The following is a 17,481-nucleotide window of genomic DNA, read 5'->3' as shown; positions in this document are numbered from 1 at the left end:
GTGCTCAGGGCGGCGGCAGCGGCTGAAATGGGTGCAGGCAACAACACCGGAACCCCACGGCCGGCGAGGAGCCCAGCGCGATGACCAAAGCGATAAAACTGCTGACCGCCCTTCCGCAAGTGCAGCGCGAGCGTCTGATGGAGCTGGCCCACGAGGTCTCCTTCGCCGAGGATGTGAGGATCTTCGAGGCGGGAGGCACCGCCGACCGGTTCTGGGTGATCCGGTCCGGGGCGGTGAACCTCGACCAGGAGGTGACGGCACAGCGGCAGGTGACCGTGGCCACGCTGGGCGCCGGCGACCTTCTCGGCTGGTCGTGGCTCTTCCCGCCGTACCGGTGGGACTTCGGCGCGGTGGCCTTCAGCCCGGTGCGCGCGTACGAGTTCGACGCGGCCGCGGTACTGGGCCTGTCCGTGGAGGACCCGCTGCTCGGGCTGTCGCTGGTCCGCACCGTCGCCGAGGTCCTCGCCCACCGGCTGGAGACCACCCGGGGCAAGCTGATGGACCAGTACACCCTGCGCCGCCGCGGCGGGCTGTAGTCGCCGACCCGGGATCCGGTGGCGGCGCAGGTCTCAGATCCGGTAGCGGCGCAGGGCCGGTATCGCGGCGGCCAGGGCCAGCATCACGGCCACGACGAGCAGACCGCCGCCCGCGACGGCCGCCCGCGGGCCGAAGGCGGAACCCGCCGTTCCGTGCAGGACGTCCGCCACGCGCGGGCCGCCCGCGACCACGACCGTGAACACGCCCTGCATACGGCCGCGCATCTCGTCGGTGGCGGCGGACAGCAGGATCGCCTGGCGGAACACCATGGAGACCATGTCGGCGACCCCGGCGGCGGCGAGGAACGCCAGGGCGACCCACAGGTTGGGGCTCAGTCCGAACCCGACGACGGCCACGCCCCAGGCCACCACCGAACCGATCACCATCCAGCCGTGCCGCCGGGCCCGCGAGAACGTGCCGGAGAACAGTCCGCCGATCACCGCGCCGACGGGAATCCCGGCGAACAGCACACCGAGCGCGAGCCCCTCGCCGTAGGGCGCGTAGGTCTCGGCGGCCAGTTGCGGAAAGAGCGCGCGGGGCATGCCGAAGACCATGGCGACGATGTCGGCGAGGAACGAGAGCAGCAGCACCTTGTGCAGCGCCATGTAGCGGAAGCCCGCCGCGACCTCCCGCCACCCGGCCCGGCGGGCCGCCGCCCCGTCCAGCGGCGGCAGTGCGGGAAGCCGTACGACGGCCCAGACCGCGACGCACAGGGCGACGGAGTCGACGAGATAGAGCTCGGGCAGACCGATGACCGGGATCAGGGCACCTGCGAGCAGCGGCCCGACCACCAGACCGGTCTGCATCACGGTGGCGCCGAGGGCGCCCGCGGCGGGCAGTTCCGCCGCGGGCACCAGCCGGGCGATGGAGGCGCTGCGGGCGGGGGCGTTCAGCCCGAAGAACGCCTGCTGCGCGGCGAGCAGGATCATCAGCACGGCCACCGAGTCGAGGCCGGTGGCGGCCTGCGCCCAGAACAGCAGCGAGGTCACGGCTATCCCGGTGTTGGTCACCAGCAGCAGTTTGCGGCGGTCCACGCTGTCCGCGACGGCCCCGCCCCACAGGGCGAAGACCACCATGGGCACGAGGCCGGCGAAACTCGCGTAGCCGACCCAGGCCGAGGAGTGGGTGATGTCGTAGATCTGCTTGGGTACGGCGACGGCGGTGAACTGGCTGCCGACCGAGGTGACGATGGTGGACGACCACAACCGGCGGTAGGCGGGGTGTCTGAGTGGCCGGGTGTCCATCGCCCAGCGGCGCCAGCCGCGCCGTGCCGACGGCGCGGTCGGACCGGTCGTCGCGGGCTCCGGTTCGGTACTGCTGTTCGTACTCTCGCTGGTGTCCACGACTGCCTGCCGCCCCCTGTGGTTGCTCACTACATCTTTCGAATCGCGAACATCAATATCACAGGAACCCAGCCACCCGACGAGACCGCCCGCCTCAAGATCCCGCGACCAGCATGGCGCCCAGCCCGAGCATGGTGACGGCGACCAGGCCGTCCAGGACCCGCCAGGCCGAGGGCCGGGCGAGAAAACGGCCGAGCAGCCGGGCGCCGAAGCCCAGGGCGACGAACCAGCACAGGCTGGCGAGCACCGCGCCGAGACCGAACGTCCAGCGCAGCGGGCCGCGGTCGGCGGCGAGCGAGCCGAGCAGGAACACGGTGTCCAGGTAGACATGTGGATTGAGCCAGGTCAGCGCGAGGCAGGTGAGCACCGCGCGCCTGCGGGAGCCGGTCGTCCCGCCCTCGGCGCGCAGTCCGTCGCCGGGCCTGAGCACCCGGCGGGCGGCGAGGACGCCGTAGCAGAGCAGGAAGGCGCCGCCGATCAGGCCGACCGCCCGCAGCGCCCCGGGCCAGGCCACGACGACCGCGCCCACCCCGCCGACGCCCAGCGCGATGAGGACCATGTCGGACAGGGCGCAGATCCCGACGACGGCGAGTACGGCGTCGCGACGTATCCCCTGCCGCAGCACGAAGGCGTTCTGGGCGCCGATGGCGACGATGAGGGAGAGGCCGGTGCCGAATCCGGCGGCAGCGGCGGTCAGGGCGTTCGACATGCCCTTGACGTTAGGCAAGGGGATCACCGCACGTACAGCTAAAGATTTTTACGTACCATTAGCGCCGGTGATGACGAAGGGTGGCCGCGCATGCTGGGTGAACTCCCCCTCGACCAGGTGCGGACGCTGCTCGCGGTGGTGGACGAGGGCACGTTCGACGCGGCGGCCGCCGCCCTGCATGTGACGCCCTCGGCGGTCAGTCAGCGGGTGAAGGCGCTGGAGCAGCGCACCGGCCGGGTGCTGCTGAGGCGCACGAAGCCGGTGCGGCCGACGGAGTCGGGTGAGGTGCTCGTGCGGTTCGCCCGGCAGCTGGCCCGGCTGGAGCGCGACGCGCGCGGTGAGCTGGGCATGAGCGGCGCCGGTGAGCCGACCCGGGTGACGGTCGCGGTGAACGCGGACTCGCTGGCGACCTGGTTCCTCGGGGCACTCACGCGGGTTCCGCGCGAACCGAGGCTCTGTTTCGAGCTGTGGCGTGAGGACCAGGACCATACGGCGGCGCTGCTGCGCGATGGCCAGGTGATGGCCGCGGTGACCTCTTCGCCGGAACCCGTACCGGGCTGCTCGGTACGTGCGCTGGGCAGGATGCGCTATCTCCCGGTGGCGAACCCCGAGTTCGCCGCGCGCCACCTGGACGGGCCGCTGCGGGAGGCCCTCCGCGAGGCTCCGGTGATCGTGTTCGACCGGCAGGACGACCTCCAGGACGGCTTCGTGCGCGCCCTGACGAGAGGACGTCACGAGGCGAGCGCGCTGCGGCACCTCGTCCCGGCGTCGGAGGGGTTCGCGGAGGCGGTGGCGGCCGGCCTCGGCTGGGGCCTGGTTCCCGAGGCCCAGGCCAACCCTCTGCTCGACGCGGGCCGACTCGTCCGCATCGACCCGGAACGCTGGGTGGACGTCCCGCTCTACTGGCAGCAGTGGAAGCTCGACTCCCTCGCGCTCGCGGCGGTCGCCGAGGCGGTGTCGGCCACGGCGGCCGAGGCGTTGCGCGGCTGAACACGTGCCGCCGGACCCCTGATACCGCCGGACCCCTGATCAGGACTTCGCCGACACGGCTGCCGCACCGCGGTCGTCCAGCACCCGGGCCGCGCTGTCCAGAAGCATGTCGAGGGCCGTCGGGTAGGCGCTGGAGGGCATGCGGGCGGCCAGGAGTGGGGCCGCCTCGGCGATGCGCGGGTGGGTGGCGCGCGGCAGCCGGGCGTAGGTGGAGTCCCACTTGTCCTCGTCGGCCCGCTGGGACGCGCTCGGCAGGGCCAGGGTCGCGGCGTCGAGGGCGGCGAACGCCAGCGTCTGGTCGATGAAGGCGTGATAGACGCGCACGGTGTCCGGCAGCGGGAACCCGGCCGTGCGCAGCACGTCGAGCACGGCCTCGTCGGCGGCGAGCTCGTGCGCCCGGCCGGTGACCCGGTTCGCGGTGAGCAGGGCCGCCTGGGGATGCGCCACGTACGCTGCGTGGATGCGCAGTCCGATCGCCCGCAGGTCCGCGCGCCACCGTCCGGTCGGCCGCCAGCCGCTCAGCGCCCGCCCGATGAGCGCGTCGCCGATGGCCAGGGTCAGTTCGTCCATACCCCGGAAGTAGCGGTACAGGGTGCTCGGGTCGCAGTCGAGCGCCAGACCGAGCCGGCGCGCGGACAGTCCCGCGCTGCCGTGCTCGCGCAGCAGACGCAGCGCGGTCTCGACGATCAGCCCCTCGGACAGCACCACGCCGCTCCGGGTCGGCCTGCGCCGCCGCCGCTTCTCTTCGGGCACCACCGGTTTCGGCACGGTTCTCCTTTCCCGCCTCCTTCGCGGAAATCGCGCTCTTATGCCAACACCATTGACCTTACACGGGCCCGGGAAGTTGTATCTCGGGCCAAGGCGCCCCCGTACTCGACCCCGAACCTCGACCGTGAGGAAGTTCTGTCATGCGTGTACTGCTCGTGGGAGCCGGCGGTGTCGGCACCGCCGTCACCCGGATCGCCGCCCGACGCCCGTTCTTCGACCTGATGGTGGTCGCCGACTACGACCTGTCGCGGGCCGAGGCCGCGGTCGCGGCCCTCGGCGCCGACGGCGCCCGGTTCCGTGCCGAGCGGGTGGACGCGGGCGACGAGTCGGAGGTGAGCGCGCTACTGGCCCGGCACGGTTGCGACACGTTGCTCAACGCCACCGATCCGCGGTTTGTGATGCCCCTGTTCCGGGCCTCGCTCGCGGCCGGCGCCGGCTATCTGGACATGGCGATGTCGCTGTCCCGCCCGCACCCCGAGCGCCCCTACGAGGAGTGCGGGGTCAAGCTCGGCGACGCGCAGTTCGAGCTGGCCGACGAGTGGGCGAAGTCCGGCGCGCTGGCACTGGTCGGCATGGGCGTGGAGCCGGGCCTGTCGGACGTGTTCGCCCGGCACGCGGCCGACGAACTCTTCGACGACATCGAGGAGATCGGCATCCGTGACGGCGCGAACCTCACCGTCGACGGATACGACTTCGCGCCGTCCTTCAACATCTGGACCACCATCGAGGAGTGTCTGAACCCGCCGGTGGTGTACGAGGCCGGGCGCGGCTTCTTCACCACCGCCCCGTTCAGTGAACCGGAGGTGTTCGAGTTCCCCGAGGGGATCGGTCCGGTGGAGTGTGTGAACGTGGAGCACGAGGAGGTGCTGCTGGTGCCGCGCTGGGTCGACGCGCGGCGCGTCACCTTCAAGTACGGGCTCGGAGCCGAGTTCATCGAGACGCTGCGGACGCTGCACCTGCTGGGCCTCGACCGCACCGAGCCGGTCACCGTGCCCGGACCCGAAGGCCCGGTGGCGGTCTCGCCCCGGGACGTCGTCGCCGCGTGCCTGCCCGACCCGGCCACGCTGGGCGACCGCATGCGGGGCAAGACCTGCGCGGGCACCTGGGTGCGCGGAACCAAGGACGGCGCGCCGCGCGAGGTGTATCTGTACCACGTGGTCGACAACGAGTGGTCCATGGCGGAGTACGGCTGTCAGGCGGTGGTGTGGCAGACCGCGGTCAATCCGGTGGTCGCCCTCGAACTGGTCGCCACGGGCAAGTGGTCGGGCTCGGGTGTCCTCGGCCCCGAGGCGTTCCCGGCCCGCCCGTTCCTGGACCTGCTGACCGAGTACGGCTCGCCGTGGGGCCTGCGGGAGCAGTGATCACGTCCGGGTGATCAGTCCTGCGCGAAGGCGCTCCGGGTGTCCTCGCCGTCGGTCCACCAGACCCCGAGCCGCTGACGGACCAGCAGCCAGCCCGCCTCCTCGTCCCGGCGGAACTCCCAGTCGTAGGGGCCGCCCATGGAATAGGGGGCGGAGGTTCTGCCTGGCTCGGTGACGGCGACGAACCACATGTAGGCGATGCCGGTCGCCCGGTCGCCGGCGACGTCGAAGTGCGCGTTGAGGATGTGGTGCTGCATGCTCGGGTAGGCCGACTCGGCTTCCGCCACCTTCGCGCGGATCTCCTCCCTCCCCCGGGTCGATCCCCAGGGCCCGAAGTCCAGTACGGCGTCCTCGGCCCAGCAGGCGGACCAGGTCGCCCAGTCCTTCCGGTCCAGTGCCCGCCAGCCGCGGATCATGAGGGCACGCAGGGCTTCCTTGTCCTCCAGGACCTGGAGTCTGCGGGCCAGGTCTGCCGGGTCGGCGGTTCCCGACACAGCGGCTTCCTCGGTCACGGCGGTCTCCTCGCTCACTGGGCGCTCGCGGTGGGGCGTACGACGATCTCGTTGACGTCGACCTGCGGCGGCTGGGCCACTGCGTAGGCGATGGCGTCGGCGATGGCCGAGGCGGGCAGGGCCGCCGCGCGGTAGGCCTTCATGGCCTCCCGGGCGGCCGGGTCGGTGATGCCCTCGGCGAGTTCGGACTCGGTGACGCCCGGGGAGACGAGGGTGACCCGGATGTCGCCGGCGGACTCCTGGCGCAGGCCTTCGGAGATCGCACGGACCGCGAACTTGGTGGCGCAGTAGACGGCGGCGGTGGGCGAGACCTCGTAGGCGCCGACGGAGGCGATGTTCACGATGTGCCCGCCGCCCTGACCGCGCATCACGGGCAGCGCGGCGGCGATCCCGTGCAGGACGCCCCGCACGTTCACGTCGATCATGCGGTCCCACTCGTCGGTCCTGAGCGCCGCCAGCGGTGAGAGCGGCATCACTCCGGCGTTGTTGACCATCACGTCCACCCGGCCGTAGTGCTCACGGGCGCAAGCCACGAAGTCCCGGACATCGGCGGCGTCGGTGACGTCGAGCCGCTCGGCCGCCACCGTGCCGCCCGCGGCGGTGAGTTCCCGGGCGAGCCGGGACAGGCGCTCGGTGCGGCGCGCGCCCAGCAGCAGGCGGTGGCCGTCGGCGGCGAGCCTGCGCGCGGCCGCCTCGCCGATCCCGCTGCTCGCCCCGGTGATGGCGATGACCTTGGCGGGGTTGTGTGCTGTCATGTCCGACCTTTCTCCCGGCCCCCTCGGCAGGGGACCGGTCTCTCGGCCACCGAGTCTGGGCGGGCCACCGGACCCCCACCAGGCCGTGCGCTGCCTGGGTGCGGCACACCCAGGCAGGCCATCGGGGCGGAGTCCTAACCTGAGGGCATGACCGACAACGACCTGGGTGAGTTCCTGCGGGCCCGCAGGGCGGACGTGCGGCCCGACGACGTGGGCATGCCGAGCCACGGGGTGCGCAGGGTCGCCGGGCTGCGTCGCGAGGAGGTCGCGGTGCTCGCGGGGGTGAACGCGGACTACTACACCCGGCTGGAACAAGGGCGGGAACGGCGGCCCTCGGCCCAGGTGGTGGACGCGCTCGGCGGTGCCCTGCGGCTGGACGGCGACGCACTGACGCATCTGCACCGGCTGGCCGGGACCGTTCCCGCGCACCCGTTCGCGCACACCACGGACCGGGTCGACGCCGGCCTGCGCGCGCTGATGGACGGCTACCCGGGCGCCGCCGCGTTCGTCATCAACCCGGCTCTGGACATCCTGGCCTCCAACTCCCTGGCCGAGGCACTGCACTCACCCTTCGAGCGGGCGGACAACCTGGCCCGCATGGCCTTTCTCGACCCGGCGGGCCGACGGTTCTACGTCCAGTGGGGCCGCACCGCCGAGGCCGTCGTGGGTCATCTGCGCCAGGCTGCCGGGCTCGACCCCGGCAGCCCACGGCTGCGCGAGGTCGTGAACTCGCTCAACAGGCGCAGCACCGACTTCGCCGGGCTGTGGAACAGCCACACCGTGCGGGGCAAGACCCGGGACGCCAAGCGCCTGCTGCACCCGGACGTCGGTGCCCTGGCGCTCACTTACCACGCCTTCGACGTCTGCGGCGCGCCCGGCCAGCAGCTCGTGATCTACCACGCCGAACCCGGCAGCCCCAGCGCCGAGGCGCTCAGCCTGCTCGGCTGCTACGCCTTGTCGGGCTTGCCCTTGGTGTAGAGCCAGGTGTGGAACAGCCCGTCCAGGTTCTTGCCGGACTCCCGCTCGGCGAGCCGCACGAACTGCGCGGTGGTGCCGTGTACGCCCCGGTGTTCGGTCGCCCAGGTGCGCAGGATCCGCACGAAGACACGGTCGCCCACAGCCTTGCGCAGTTCGTGCAGGGCCATGGCGCCGCGGGCGTAGACCGGCGTCCCGAAGATGTTGGCGCCGCTTCCCGGATTGCCGGGCGGGTAGGCCCACAGTTCGTGGCCGGCCGGCTTGGCGTACAGCGTGTCGAAGGACTTCTGAGCGCTGTCGCCGCCGTGCTGCTCGCTGTAGAGCCACTCGGCATAGGTCGCGAAGCCCTCGTTCAGCCAGATGTCCTTCCAGGAGGTCAGCGAGACGGAGTCGCCGAACCACTGGTGGGCGCTCTCGTGGACGAGGGTGCTGAGGTCGGGCGCCGAGTCGTAGAGGGGCCGGGTCTGGGTCTCCAGGGCGAACCCGACGTCCGGTGCCCGGTCGACGACCGATCCGGCGGCGCGGAACGGGTAGGGGCCGAAGAGTCGGCTCTCCCATTCCAGTACGGACGGCAGCTTCTTGAGGACGGGCGCGGCGGCGCTCGCCTCGCGCGGGTCGACGGCGTTGTACACCTGGATGCCGTCGCGGGTGGTGTACCGCTCGACCTTGAACTTTCCGACGGTCGCCGTGGCGAGATAGGCGGCCATGGGTTCGCTCTGCCGCCAGCGGAACGTGGTCCGCCCGTGTGCGGTGCGCTCGCCGAGGAAGACACCGTTGGCGATCGCGGTGCGCCCCTTGGGCACCGTGAGGGTGAAGTCGTAGGAGGACTTGTCCCTGGGGTGGTTGTTGGCCGGGAACCAGGTCATCGCGCCCTGCGGCTCGCCGGCGACGAAGGCGCCGTCGTCGGTGGGGATCCAGCCGTCGTGGGAGCCGTCCGGATCGGTGACCGGCTTGGGTGTGCCGTTGTACGTGACGGTGACACGGAAGTTCTGACCCTTGCGCAGGGCGTGGCGCGGGGTGACGACGAGTTCCTGTCCGTCGCGGCTGAAGCGCGCCGCGGCGCCGTCCACGGTGAGCCTGGTGACCTTGAGGCCGTTGAGGTCCAGGTCGAAGCGGGCCAGCCGCTGGGTGGCCCGGGCGCTGAGGACCGCGGTGCCGTCGAGATGGCGGGACGTGGTGTCGTAACGCAGTGTCAGTCCGTAGTGGCGGACGTGGTAGCCGCCGTTGCCCGCCGACGGGAAGTAGGGGTCTCCCACGCCTGACTGGCCGATGGTGCCGGCCGTGGCCGGTCCTGCGGCGGCGAGCAGGGCCGCGACCGCGACGGGAACGGTGGCGAGGACCGCCTCGCGGCGGAGGACTGCGGCGCGTCGTCCGGTGGCCGGCCGGCGGGTTGACGTCACGTGCGCTCCTTGGGATGGCGAATGATCAAACGCCCCACAGATTAGGCGGCCAGGTCGACCAAAATCCCCCTCGTTCAGGTCAAGTTATGCCGCTCCGCTGATCAGGAGGGGTCGACCGCCGATCCGGACGCCGTACGCTGGCCTGCTCCACCCACCATCCGACGGAGGTCGTGCATGAACGTCCGCGTGCGCCGCGTCTACGACGCGCCCGAGCCCGAGGACGGCACCCGCGTCCTGGTCGACCGGCTGTGGCCGCGCGGCCTGTCCAAGGACGCGGCCCGGGTGGACGAGTGGCCCAAGGCCCTCACCCCGTCGTACGACCTGCGGCGCTGGTACCACTCGGGTGAGGGCTCGTACGACGAGTTCCGGCGCCGCTACGAGGCGGAGCTCGCCGCTCCGGAGGCCGCCGTGCTGCTCGACGGCCTCCGGGAGACCGCGGGCGCGGGCCCGGTGACGCTGCTGACCGCCTCCAAGTCCCCGGAGCGGAGCCACGCCTCGGTGCTGGCGGAGCTGCTGGCGCGGTGACTCAGCCGGTCTGCGCCGCGGCGGCCCGCCCCGCCGCACGCCCCGAGAAGAGGCAGCCACCGAGGAAGCTGCCCTCCAGCGCGTTGTAGCCGTGGACGCCGCCGCCACCGAAGCCGGCGACCTCCCCCGCCGCGTACAGCCCGCCGATGGGCTCTCCGTCGGCGCCGAGTGCCCGTGAGTCCAGGTCGGTCTGGATGCCGCCGAGGGTCTTGCGGGTCAGCACGTGCAGCCGGACGCCGATCAGCGGCCCGGCCGCCGGGTCCAGGAGGCGGTGCGGGGCGGCGACCCGGCCGAGGCGGTCGCCGATGTAGCGGCGGGCGTTGTGGATGCCCTGCACCTGGGAGTCCTTGCTGTACGGGTTGGTGATCTGGAGGTCGCGTGCCTCGATCTGGCGGCGCACCTCGGCCGCGTCGAGCAGCGGCTTCTCGGTGAGGCCGTTCATCTTCCCGACGAGCCTCTCCAGACTGTCGGCGGTCACGAAGTCCTCGCCGTGGCGCAGGAACGCCCTGACCGGTGCGGGCGCGCCCTTGCCGAGCAGCCGGTCGCGCAGCACGGCCTTCCGGTCGTGGGCGGTGATGTCCGGGTTCTGCTCGGAGCCCGACAGCGCGAACTCCTTCTCGATGATCTTCCGGGTGAGCACGAACCAGGAGTGGTCGTACTCGGCGATGTCCTCGGTGGTGCGCAGATGGCGCAGCGTGCCGAGGGTGTCGTAGCCGGGCAGGCAGGGGTCGGGCAGACGGCGGCCGAGTGCGTCGAGCCAGATGGAGGACGGGCCGGGCAGGATGCGGATGCCGTGGCCGGGCCAGACGGGATCCCAGTTGTGCAGGCCCTCGGTGTAGTGCCACATCCGGTCCCGGTTGACGAGGCGTACGCCCGCCGCGGCGCTGATGTCGAGCATCCGTCCGTCGACGTAGGAGGGGACGCCGGTGACCATCCGCGCGGGGGGTGTGCCGAGCCGTTCGGGCCAGTAGCGGCGGACGATGTCGTGGTCGGCGCCGATGCCTCCGCTGGTGACGATCACGGCCTGGGCGGTGAGTTCGAACTCGCCGGCGCGGTCACGGTTGGAGGTCACCCCGCGCGGGGAGTCGTCGGGGGCGAGGAGCGTGCCGCGCACTCCGCGTGCCGTGCCGTCCTCGACGACCAGTTCGTCGACCCGGTGACGGTGGTGGAAGGTGAGCAGCCCGTCGCGCTCGGCCTGCTGGGCGTGCCGCGCGAACGGCGCGACGACCCCGGTGCCGGTGCCCCAGGCGATGTGGAAGCGGGGTACGGAGTTGCCGTGGCCGTCCGCCCGGAGGTCGCCGCGCTCGGCCCAGCCGACCGTGGGCAGCAGCGAGATGCCGTGGCTCGCCAGCCAGGACCGCTTCTCCCCCGTCGCGAACTCGACGTAGGCGCGGGCCCAGCGCACCGCCCAGGAGTCCTCGTCCTCGACGCGGTCGAACCCGGCGCTGCCCCGCCAGTCGGTCCAGGCGAGGTCGAAGGAGTCCCTGATGCGCAGACGGCGCTGTTCCGGGGAGTCGACGAGGAACAGCCCGCCGAAGGACCAGAACGCCTGTCCGCCGAGGTTGGCGGCGTTCTCCTGGTCGACCAGGGCGACTCGCCTGCCCCGGCTGGTGAGTTCGTGCGCCGCGACCAGGCCCGCGAGGCCGGCTCCGACGACGATGACATCCGCGTCCATGGCGACTGTTTCCCTTCGCTGTACGACTCGTTACACGACTCGTTCGGGGGCGCCGCCGCCGTCGGTCAGCAGCGCGGTGAGCAGTTGTGCCAGCCAGGTGCGGGCGGCCGTCACGTCCCGGTCCAGCAGCAGTTGGACGGTGACTCCGTCGTAGGCGGCGACCACGGCGTGGGCGGCCGTGCCCACGTCCCGGACTCCCGCCCGCGCGAGCCGCTCCGCGATGGCGTCCCTGAGGCGGGCGCGGTGGTCCAGCAGGGTCCGGGCCACCTCCGGGTCGCGGGCGGCGTGCACCAGGAAGTCGGTCTTCACCAGGAGCCAGTCCACGTCGAGCAGCAGCACCTCGGTGACGCGGTCCACGGAGGCGGGGACGTCGAGGCCGGAGCCGTCGGCGTCGAGGGCCTCGGCGACCTGTTCCGCGATCAGGTCGGCGCGCTCCTGGTACAGGGCGAAGAACAGCTCGTCGAGCGTGGCGAAGTTCGAGTAGAAGGCACCCCTGCTGAACCCTGCGGCCTCGCAGACCTCCTCGATGGAGACCCGCCCGAAGCCCTTCGCGGCGAACACGGTGAACGCGGCGTCCAGCAGGCGGGCCCTGGTGTTCGCCCGGCGCCTGGTCACGCGCCTGACCGTGTTGTCCGCCGCCGTCATGTACCGCCTCCGTTCGATACGCGAATGTATCGGATACAAGAACGTATCGAAAGGCCGGTGAGAAGAAACCCGCGACCGGATTCTCAATCAAACAGATTTTCGATTAACGGAGTATGCTGAGGCCATGTCCACGCACCTCCAGGGCTCCCTCTTCGACCAGACCGACGAACTGCGGCTCCGCTCCCTCGACGGGACACGCCGTACCGCGCTGGACTCCGGGGCCTGGATCGACGTACTGCCCGGCTGGCTGAGCGGGGCCGACGCCCTGTTCGAACGGCTCGTGGCGGAGGTGCCCTGGCGCGCGGAGCGCCGGAAGATGTACGACAACGTGGTGGACGTGCCACGGCTGCTCGCCTTCTACGGCGGGGACGACGCGCTGCCGCACCCCGTGCTCGCAGAGGCCCGCGCCGAGCTCTCCCGCCACTACGCCGGCGAGTTGGGCGAATCCTTCACGACCGCCGGTCTGTGCTACTACCGCGACGGCCGGGACAGCGTCGCCTGGCACGGCGACCGGATCGGCCGGGGTGCCCGCGAGGACACCCTCGTCGCGATCCTCTCCGTCGGCGCCCCCCGCGACCTGCTGCTCCGCCCGGCCCGCGGCCACGGCCGCACGCTTCGCCGCCCACTCGGCCACGGCGACCTGATCGTCATGGGCGGCTCCTGCCAGCGGACCTGGGAACACTGCGTACCGAAGACCACCCGCGCGACGGGACCCCGGATCAGCGTGCAGTTCCGCCCGCACGGGGTCCGCTGACCCGGCCCGGCGGACAGCGGCACCGCGGATCAGTCGTGCGGAACCACCGCCACCGGGCACGACGCGTGGTGCAGCACCCCGTGTGCCACCGAACCGATCCGGGCGCCGACCGCTGTGCGGCGGGAACGGCGGCCGACCACCATGAGCTGGGCCGTCCCCGTGGCCGACAGGAGGACCTGGCCGGCGCTGCCCAGTTCGACGTGCTCGGCGACGGGAACCTCGGGGAAGCGTTCCCGCCACGGTTCGAGGGCCGCGGACAGTGCCTGCCTCTCGTAGGGCTCCAGACCGCCCGCGTCGTCCAGGAGCTTGAGCGAACCGGGGCTGTAGGCGAAGACGGGCGGCAGTGTCCAGGCCCGTACCGCGCGGACGGTGGCACCCCGGGCCGCCGCCGTCTCGAACGCGAACCGCAGGGCTGCCGCACTGTCCTCCGGGTCGCCCTGCTGGCCGACGACCACCTCGCGGCCGGCCGCCTCGGCCGTTGAGGCTTCCCCGGCGCGCACCAGGACGACGGGCCGGGCGGCCTCGGCGATGACCTGCCGGCCGACGGAGCCGAGCAGGAAACCGACCACGGCCCCGTGCCCGCGCGACCCGAGCACCAGCAGTTCCGCGTCGGCCGCCGCGGCGGTGAGCGACTCGACGGCGTGCCCCTCTACCAGGTCGACGCTCACCGCGAGTTCCGGATGCCGCTCGCCGACCGACCGCACCGCCTCGGCGACGCCGTCCGTCACCCAACGGCGCTGTGTGTCCCGGTCCGGGGCGCCTTCCGCGTCGTAGGCGTGGAACCGCCAGGCGTGCACCACGCGCAGCGGCAGCCCCCGGCGTACGGCCTCCCGCCCCGCCCACGCGAGCGCGGCGAGGCTCTCCTCCGTACCGTCGACCCCAGCCGTGATCGGGCGTGTCATGTTCAGGCCTCCTGGTGATCAGCGTTGCCGAGGGACAGTCTTCCCCACGCGAACCGCGGCGATCGAACATACGATGGGCTCGAAACGGTTGACCTCACGGGGTGGGAGACGAATGGCACAGGCTGTCGAAGGAACTCGGACCGTCATCCTGACCGTGGACGACGATCCGGGCGTCTCCCGAGCCGTCGCCCGGGACCTGAGACGGCGCTACGGCCAGTCGTACCGGATCGTGCGCGCGGAGTCGGGCGACTCGGCGCTCGACGCGCTGCGCGAGCTCAAACTGCGTGGTGACCTGGTGGCCGTGATCCTCGCCGACTACCGCATGCCGCAGATGAACGGCATCGAGTTCCTCGAACAGGCCCTGGACGTGTACCCGGGGGCGCGCAGGGTGCTGCTGACCGCGTACGCCGACACGAACGCGGCGATCGACGCGATCAACGTCGTGGACCTGGACCACTACCTCCTCAAGCCGTGGGACCCGCCGGAGGAGAAGCTCTACCCGGTGCTGGACGACCTGCTCGAGGCCTGGCGGCACAGCGACTTCCGGCCGGTGCCCAGCATCAAGGTGGTCGGGCACCGCTGGTCGGCGCGTTCGTCGGAGGTACGCGAGTTCCTGGCCCGCAACCAGGTGCCGTACCGGTGGTACTCGGTGGAGGAGCCGGAGGGGCAGCGGCTGCTGGCCGCCGCCGGGGCGGACGAGCACCGGCTGCCGCTGGTGATCACGCCGGACGGCAGCCCGCTGGTGGAACCCGAAGCCCCCGAACTGGCCGCGCGGGTGGGCCTGGCGACCACGCCGACGGCCGACTTCTACGACCTCGTGGTGATCGGCGGCGGTCCCGCCGGACTCGGCGCGGCGGTGTACGGAGCCTCCGAGGGGCTGCGGACGGTCCTGGTGGAGCGGTCGGCGACCGGCGGTCAGGCCGGGCAGAGCTCCCGGATCGAGAACTACCTCGGCTTCCCGGACGGCGTCTCGGGCGGCCAGCTCACCGAGCGGGCCCGGCGGCAGGCAGCGAAGTTCGGCGCCGAGATCCTCACCGCACGCGAGGTGACGGCACTTGAGGTCAACGGAGCCGCGCGGGTGGTGCGGTTCGCGGACGGGTCGGCGATCGCGGCGCACAGCGTGATCCTGGCGACGGGCGTGCAGTACCGGCAGTTGGCGGCGGCGGGCTGCGCCGACCTGACCGGCTGCGGGGTGTTCTACGGCTCGGCGCTGACCGAGGCCGCCTCCTGCCAGGGCCAGGACGTGTACGTCGTCGGCGGCGCCAACTCGGCGGGCCAGGCGGCGATGTACCTGTCCCGGGGAGCCAAGTCGGTGACCCTGCTGGTGCGCGGGCCGGACCTGTCGGTGTCCATGTCGCACTATCTGGTCCAGCAGATCGGCGAGGCGCCGAACATCTCGGTCCGCTGTCACACCGTCGTCGAGACAGCGCACGGGTCCGACCACCTGGAGAACCTGACACTGCGCCACATGGTGACCGGGGAGACCGAACGGGTCGACGCCCAGTGGATGTTCGTGTTCATCGGCGCGGCCCCGCTCACCGACTGGCTCGACGACACGGTGCTGCGCGACGAGCGCGGGTTCATCCTCGCCGGACCCGATCTGACGTCCGACGGGCGGCCGCCGCAGAGCTGGGAGCTCGACCGGCCGCCGTACCACCTGGAGACCAGCATCCCCGGCGTGTTCGTGGCGGGCGACGCGCGCGCCGAGTCCGCCAAGCGTGTCGCGTCCGCCGTCGGAGAGGGAGCCATGGCCGTGATGCTCGTCCACCGTTATCTGGAGCAGTCATGAGCGGGCAGGTGATGCCGTGCAGCCCGCAGGAGATCAGCTCACTGTTCCTGTTCGAGAAGCTGGCGCCGGAACAGCTCGGGCGGTTGTGCAGCCAGGGACGGGTGGAGCTGTTCGAGCCCGGCCCTGTCTACGCCGAGGGTGAGCCGGCCACCTGCTTCTTCGCGATGATCGAGGGCACGGTCGTGCTCTCCCGGCGGGTGGGCACCGACGACGTGGAGGTCACCAGGACCTCGCAGGCCGGGGTGTACGCGGGCGCCATGCAGGCCTATCTCGGCGACCGGGTGCGGCAGGTCTACAACAACTCGATGCGGGTGACACGGCCGACGCGGTTCTTCGTACTGCCGTCGGACACCTTCGCGGAGATCATGAGCGAGTGGTTCCCGATGGCCGTGCACCTGCTGGAGGGCCTGTTCTTCGGCTCGAAGAGCATGCAGGCGGCCATCGGGCAGCGGGAGCGCCTGCTGGCGCTCGGCTCGCTGTCGGCCGGGCTCACCCACGAGCTCAACAACCCCGCGGCGGCGGCCGTGCGGGCCACGTCGACGCTGCGCGAGCGGGTCGCAAAGATGCGGCACAAGCTCGGCGTGATCGCCGAGGGGCCCTTCTCCCGCGATGTGCTGGCGCGTCTGGTCGAGATCCAGGAGCGGACCGCGGAGCGGGTCGCCAAGGCGCCCTCGCTCAGCCCGCTGGAGGCCTCCGACCGGGAGGACGCGCTCGGCGACTGGCTGGAGGACCACGGCGTCGACCACGGCTGGCAGATCGCGCCCACCTTCGTGCAGGCCGGGCTCGACGTCGACTGGCTGGAGCAGGTCGCCGCGGCGGTGGGCGAGGAGATCCTGCCCGGGGCCGTCGGCTGGCTCAACTACACGGTCGAGACCGAGCTGTTGATGACCGAGATCGAGGACTCCACCACCCGCATCTCGAACCTGGTCGACGCGGCCAAGCAGTACTCGCAGCTGGACCGGGCGCCCTACCGGGTGGCGGACGTGCACGAACTCCTCGACAGCACCCTGCTGATGCTCTCCGGCAAGATCGGACGGCGTGTCAAGGTCGTCAAGGAGTACGACCGTACGCTCCCGCCGGTCCCGGCGTACCCGGCCGAGCTCAACCAGGTGTGGACCAACCTCATCGACAACGCGGTGTGCGCCATGACCGCCGACGACGGCGCGGGAACGCTGACCGTGCGGACCGCGCTCGACCACGAGCGGGTCCTGGTGGAGTTCCGTGACACCGGTCCGGGGATCGCCCCGGAGATCAAGGACCGCATCTTCGATCCGTTCTTCACCACCAAGCCGGTGGGGCAGGGCACCGGGCTGGGCCTGGACATCTCCTGGCGGATCGTGGTCAACAAGCACCACGGCACCATCGAGGTCGAGTCGGCGCCCGGCGACACCCGCTTCAGGGTCCTGCTGCCCCTGACCCCCGAGACACCCGAGTCCCCCGAGAGTTCCGAGGAGGCGGCATGAGCAGCGACGCCGGTATCGACACCAGCGTTCCGCCGAGCGGCACGGGCTGCGGTGATTGCGACGCGGCCGGCGGCTGGTGGTTCCATCTGCGGCGCTGCGCCCAGTGCGGGCACATCGGCTGCTGCGACGACTCGCCCGCCAAGCACGCCACGGCACACTACGAGAGCACCGGGCACCCGGTGATCCGCAGCTTCGAACCGGGCGAGGAGTGGTTCTGGAACTTCGCCAGCGGCGAGCTGTACGCCTCGGGCCCCGAACTCGCCCCGCCGGCCTCCCATCCGGCCGACCAGCCCACACCGGGACCGGCAGGCCGGGTACCGGCGAACTGGGCCGAGACGCTGCGCTGAACGCGGCCGGCACGACGCCGGCGCCCTGCGG

18 protein-coding genes are annotated in these 17,481 nt (G+C 71.9%); 9 read left to right on the top strand and 9 right to left on the bottom strand.

All coding sequences use genetic code 11. The annotated features are described in order from the left end of the window. Nucleotides 1–80: 80 nt before the first annotated feature. The gene (locus ACIPK3_RS25885) at nt 81–536 is read left to right on the top strand and encodes a cyclic nucleotide-binding domain-containing protein (protein ID WP_402573293.1); all 456 of its coding nucleotides are present in this window, start codon (nt 81–83) and stop codon (nt 534–536) included. Nucleotides 537–569: 33 nt separating this feature from the next. On the opposite strand, the gene ACIPK3_RS25880 is transcribed toward ACIPK3_RS25885, so the two are convergent. Then, nucleotides 570–1,880, bottom strand: a complete 1,311-nt coding sequence (locus tag ACIPK3_RS25880; RefSeq protein ID WP_402573291.1) for an MFS transporter — start codon at nt 1,878–1,880, stop codon at nt 570–572. Between the two features lie 94 nt (nt 1,881–1,974). Continuing rightward, nucleotides 1,975–2,589: a LysE/ArgO family amino acid transporter gene (locus ACIPK3_RS25875; protein ID WP_402573290.1), complete on the bottom strand. Its 615-nt coding sequence runs from the start codon at nt 2,587–2,589 to the stop codon at nt 1,975–1,977. 90 nt (nt 2,590–2,679) lie between these two features. Here ACIPK3_RS25875 and ACIPK3_RS25870 point away from each other — a divergent pair, with 90 nt between their 5' ends. Next, nucleotides 2,680–3,579: a LysR family transcriptional regulator ArgP gene (locus tag ACIPK3_RS25870; protein ID WP_402573289.1), complete on the top strand. Its 900-nt coding sequence runs from the start codon at nt 2,680–2,682 to the stop codon at nt 3,577–3,579. A 39-nt stretch (nt 3,580–3,618) separates the two neighbouring features. Here the strand turns inward: ACIPK3_RS25870 and ACIPK3_RS25865 are convergent, their stop codons facing one another. Then, nucleotides 3,619–4,347 (bottom strand): TetR/AcrR family transcriptional regulator, encoded by a 729-nt coding sequence (locus tag ACIPK3_RS25865; protein ID WP_402573288.1) that lies wholly within the window; start codon nt 4,345–4,347, stop codon nt 3,619–3,621. Between the two features lie 140 nt (nt 4,348–4,487). Between ACIPK3_RS25865 and ACIPK3_RS25860 the strand changes: the two genes are divergently transcribed. Further along, nucleotides 4,488–5,708 (top strand): saccharopine dehydrogenase family protein, encoded by a 1,221-nt coding sequence (locus ACIPK3_RS25860; protein WP_402573286.1) that lies wholly within the window; start codon nt 4,488–4,490, stop codon nt 5,706–5,708. A 14-nt stretch (nt 5,709–5,722) separates the two neighbouring features. Here the strand turns inward: ACIPK3_RS25860 and ACIPK3_RS25855 are convergent, their stop codons facing one another. Together ACIPK3_RS25855 and ACIPK3_RS25850 are read right to left on the bottom strand one after the other, a co-directional pair. Continuing rightward, on the bottom strand, nt 5,723–6,220 hold the full coding sequence (locus tag ACIPK3_RS25855; RefSeq protein ID WP_402573284.1) for a nuclear transport factor 2 family protein: 498 nt from the start codon (nt 6,218–6,220) through the stop codon (nt 5,723–5,725). Between the two features lie 14 nt (nt 6,221–6,234). Further along, on the bottom strand, nt 6,235–6,975 hold the full coding sequence (locus ACIPK3_RS25850; RefSeq protein ID WP_402573282.1) for an SDR family oxidoreductase: 741 nt from the start codon (nt 6,973–6,975) through the stop codon (nt 6,235–6,237). A gap of 147 nt (nt 6,976–7,122) precedes the next feature. On the opposite strand from ACIPK3_RS25850, the gene ACIPK3_RS25845 reads away from it, so the two are divergent. Next, nucleotides 7,123–7,953, top strand: a complete 831-nt coding sequence (locus ACIPK3_RS25845; protein WP_402573280.1) for a helix-turn-helix transcriptional regulator — start codon at nt 7,123–7,125, stop codon at nt 7,951–7,953. Here the strand turns inward: ACIPK3_RS25845 and ACIPK3_RS25840 are convergent. Continuing rightward, complete coding sequence (locus tag ACIPK3_RS25840; RefSeq protein WP_402573279.1) at nt 7,923–9,350, bottom strand: M1 family metallopeptidase; 1,428 nt, start codon at nt 9,348–9,350, stop codon at nt 7,923–7,925. The genes ACIPK3_RS25845 and ACIPK3_RS25840 overlap by 31 nt on opposite strands. 174 nt (nt 9,351–9,524) lie before the next feature. On the opposite strand from ACIPK3_RS25840, the gene ACIPK3_RS25835 reads away from it, so the two are divergent. Then, the gene (locus ACIPK3_RS25835; RefSeq protein ID WP_402573277.1) at nt 9,525–9,875 is read left to right on the top strand and encodes a DUF488 domain-containing protein; all 351 of its coding nucleotides are present in this window, start codon (nt 9,525–9,527) and stop codon (nt 9,873–9,875) included. 1 nt (nt 9,876) lies between these two features. Here ACIPK3_RS25835 and ACIPK3_RS25830 read toward each other — a convergent pair whose 3' ends face one another. Then, nucleotides 9,877–11,550: an FAD-binding dehydrogenase gene (locus tag ACIPK3_RS25830; protein ID WP_402573275.1), complete on the bottom strand. Its 1,674-nt coding sequence runs from the start codon at nt 11,548–11,550 to the stop codon at nt 9,877–9,879. 30 nt (nt 11,551–11,580) lie between these two features. Then, nucleotides 11,581–12,195: a TetR/AcrR family transcriptional regulator gene (locus ACIPK3_RS25825; RefSeq protein ID WP_402573273.1), complete on the bottom strand. Its 615-nt coding sequence runs from the start codon at nt 12,193–12,195 to the stop codon at nt 11,581–11,583. A gap of 124 nt (nt 12,196–12,319) precedes the next feature. Between ACIPK3_RS25825 and ACIPK3_RS25820 the strand changes: the two genes are divergently transcribed. Next, nucleotides 12,320–12,949 (top strand): alpha-ketoglutarate-dependent dioxygenase AlkB, encoded by a 630-nt coding sequence (locus ACIPK3_RS25820; RefSeq protein WP_402573272.1) that lies wholly within the window; start codon nt 12,320–12,322, stop codon nt 12,947–12,949. Between the two features lie 29 nt (nt 12,950–12,978). On the opposite strand, the gene ACIPK3_RS25815 is transcribed toward ACIPK3_RS25820, so the two are convergent. Then, complete coding sequence (locus tag ACIPK3_RS25815; protein WP_402573270.1) at nt 12,979–13,851, bottom strand: universal stress protein; 873 nt, start codon at nt 13,849–13,851, stop codon at nt 12,979–12,981. Nucleotides 13,852–13,963: 112 nt separating this feature from the next. On the opposite strand from ACIPK3_RS25815, the gene ACIPK3_RS25810 reads away from it, so the two are divergent. From ACIPK3_RS25810 to ACIPK3_RS25800, 3 genes are read left to right on the top strand one after another with little or no spacing between them, the layout of a single operon-like run. Next, nucleotides 13,964–15,640: an FAD-dependent oxidoreductase gene (locus ACIPK3_RS25810; RefSeq protein ID WP_402573268.1), complete on the top strand. Its 1,677-nt coding sequence runs from the start codon at nt 13,964–13,966 to the stop codon at nt 15,638–15,640. Beyond that, nucleotides 15,637–17,103, top strand: coding sequence for an ATP-binding protein (locus ACIPK3_RS25805; protein WP_402573266.1), 1,467 nt, complete (start codon nt 15,637–15,639; stop codon nt 17,101–17,103). The genes ACIPK3_RS25810 and ACIPK3_RS25805 overlap by 4 nt, the downstream gene beginning before the upstream one ends. Next, a complete protein-coding gene (locus tag ACIPK3_RS25800) occupies nt 17,100–17,450 on the top strand; it encodes a UBP-type zinc finger domain-containing protein (protein WP_402573264.1) in 351 nt (116 codons plus the stop codon). Before ACIPK3_RS25805 ends, ACIPK3_RS25800 begins: the two co-directional genes overlap by 4 nt. The last annotated feature ends 31 nt before the right edge of the window (nt 17,451–17,481 follow it).

Source organism: Streptomyces sp. NPDC086787 (assembly GCF_044745865.1).
Taxonomy (GTDB): Bacteria; Actinomycetota; Actinomycetes; order Streptomycetales; family Streptomycetaceae; genus Streptomyces.
Note: the sequence above shows the minus strand (reverse complement) of the source record. Positions and strands in the feature narration are given on the sequence as shown.

Excerpts from the sequence above, each read along its gene's own strand:
- ACIPK3_RS25885 (WP_402573293.1), top strand. The coding sequence starts at position 81 with ATGACCAAAGCGATAAAACTGCTGACCGCCCTTCCGCAAGTGCAGCGC.
- ACIPK3_RS25875 (WP_402573290.1), bottom strand. The coding sequence starts at position 2,589 with ATGTCGAACGCCCTGACCGCCGCTGCCGCCGGATTCGGCACCGGCCTC.
- ACIPK3_RS25870 (WP_402573289.1), top strand. The coding sequence starts at position 2,680 with ATGCTGGGTGAACTCCCCCTCGACCAGGTGCGGACGCTGCTCGCGGTG.
- ACIPK3_RS25860 (WP_402573286.1), top strand. The coding sequence starts at position 4,488 with ATGCGTGTACTGCTCGTGGGAGCCGGCGGTGTCGGCACCGCCGTCACC.
- ACIPK3_RS25850 (WP_402573282.1), bottom strand. The coding sequence starts at position 6,975 with ATGACAGCACACAACCCCGCCAAGGTCATCGCCATCACCGGGGCGAGC.
- ACIPK3_RS25845 (WP_402573280.1), top strand. The coding sequence starts at position 7,123 with ATGACCGACAACGACCTGGGTGAGTTCCTGCGGGCCCGCAGGGCGGAC.
- ACIPK3_RS25835 (WP_402573277.1), top strand. The coding sequence starts at position 9,525 with ATGAACGTCCGCGTGCGCCGCGTCTACGACGCGCCCGAGCCCGAGGAC.
- ACIPK3_RS25830 (WP_402573275.1), bottom strand. The coding sequence starts at position 11,550 with ATGGACGCGGATGTCATCGTCGTCGGAGCCGGCCTCGCGGGCCTGGTC.
- ACIPK3_RS25825 (WP_402573273.1), bottom strand. The coding sequence starts at position 12,195 with ATGACGGCGGCGGACAACACGGTCAGGCGCGTGACCAGGCGCCGGGCG.
- ACIPK3_RS25820 (WP_402573272.1), top strand. The coding sequence starts at position 12,320 with ATGTCCACGCACCTCCAGGGCTCCCTCTTCGACCAGACCGACGAACTG.
- ACIPK3_RS25815 (WP_402573270.1), bottom strand. The coding sequence starts at position 13,851 with ATGACACGCCCGATCACGGCTGGGGTCGACGGTACGGAGGAGAGCCTC.
- ACIPK3_RS25810 (WP_402573268.1), top strand. The coding sequence starts at position 13,964 with ATGGCACAGGCTGTCGAAGGAACTCGGACCGTCATCCTGACCGTGGAC.
- ACIPK3_RS25805 (WP_402573266.1), top strand. The coding sequence starts at position 15,637 with ATGAGCGGGCAGGTGATGCCGTGCAGCCCGCAGGAGATCAGCTCACTG.
- ACIPK3_RS25800 (WP_402573264.1), top strand. The coding sequence starts at position 17,100 with ATGAGCAGCGACGCCGGTATCGACACCAGCGTTCCGCCGAGCGGCACG.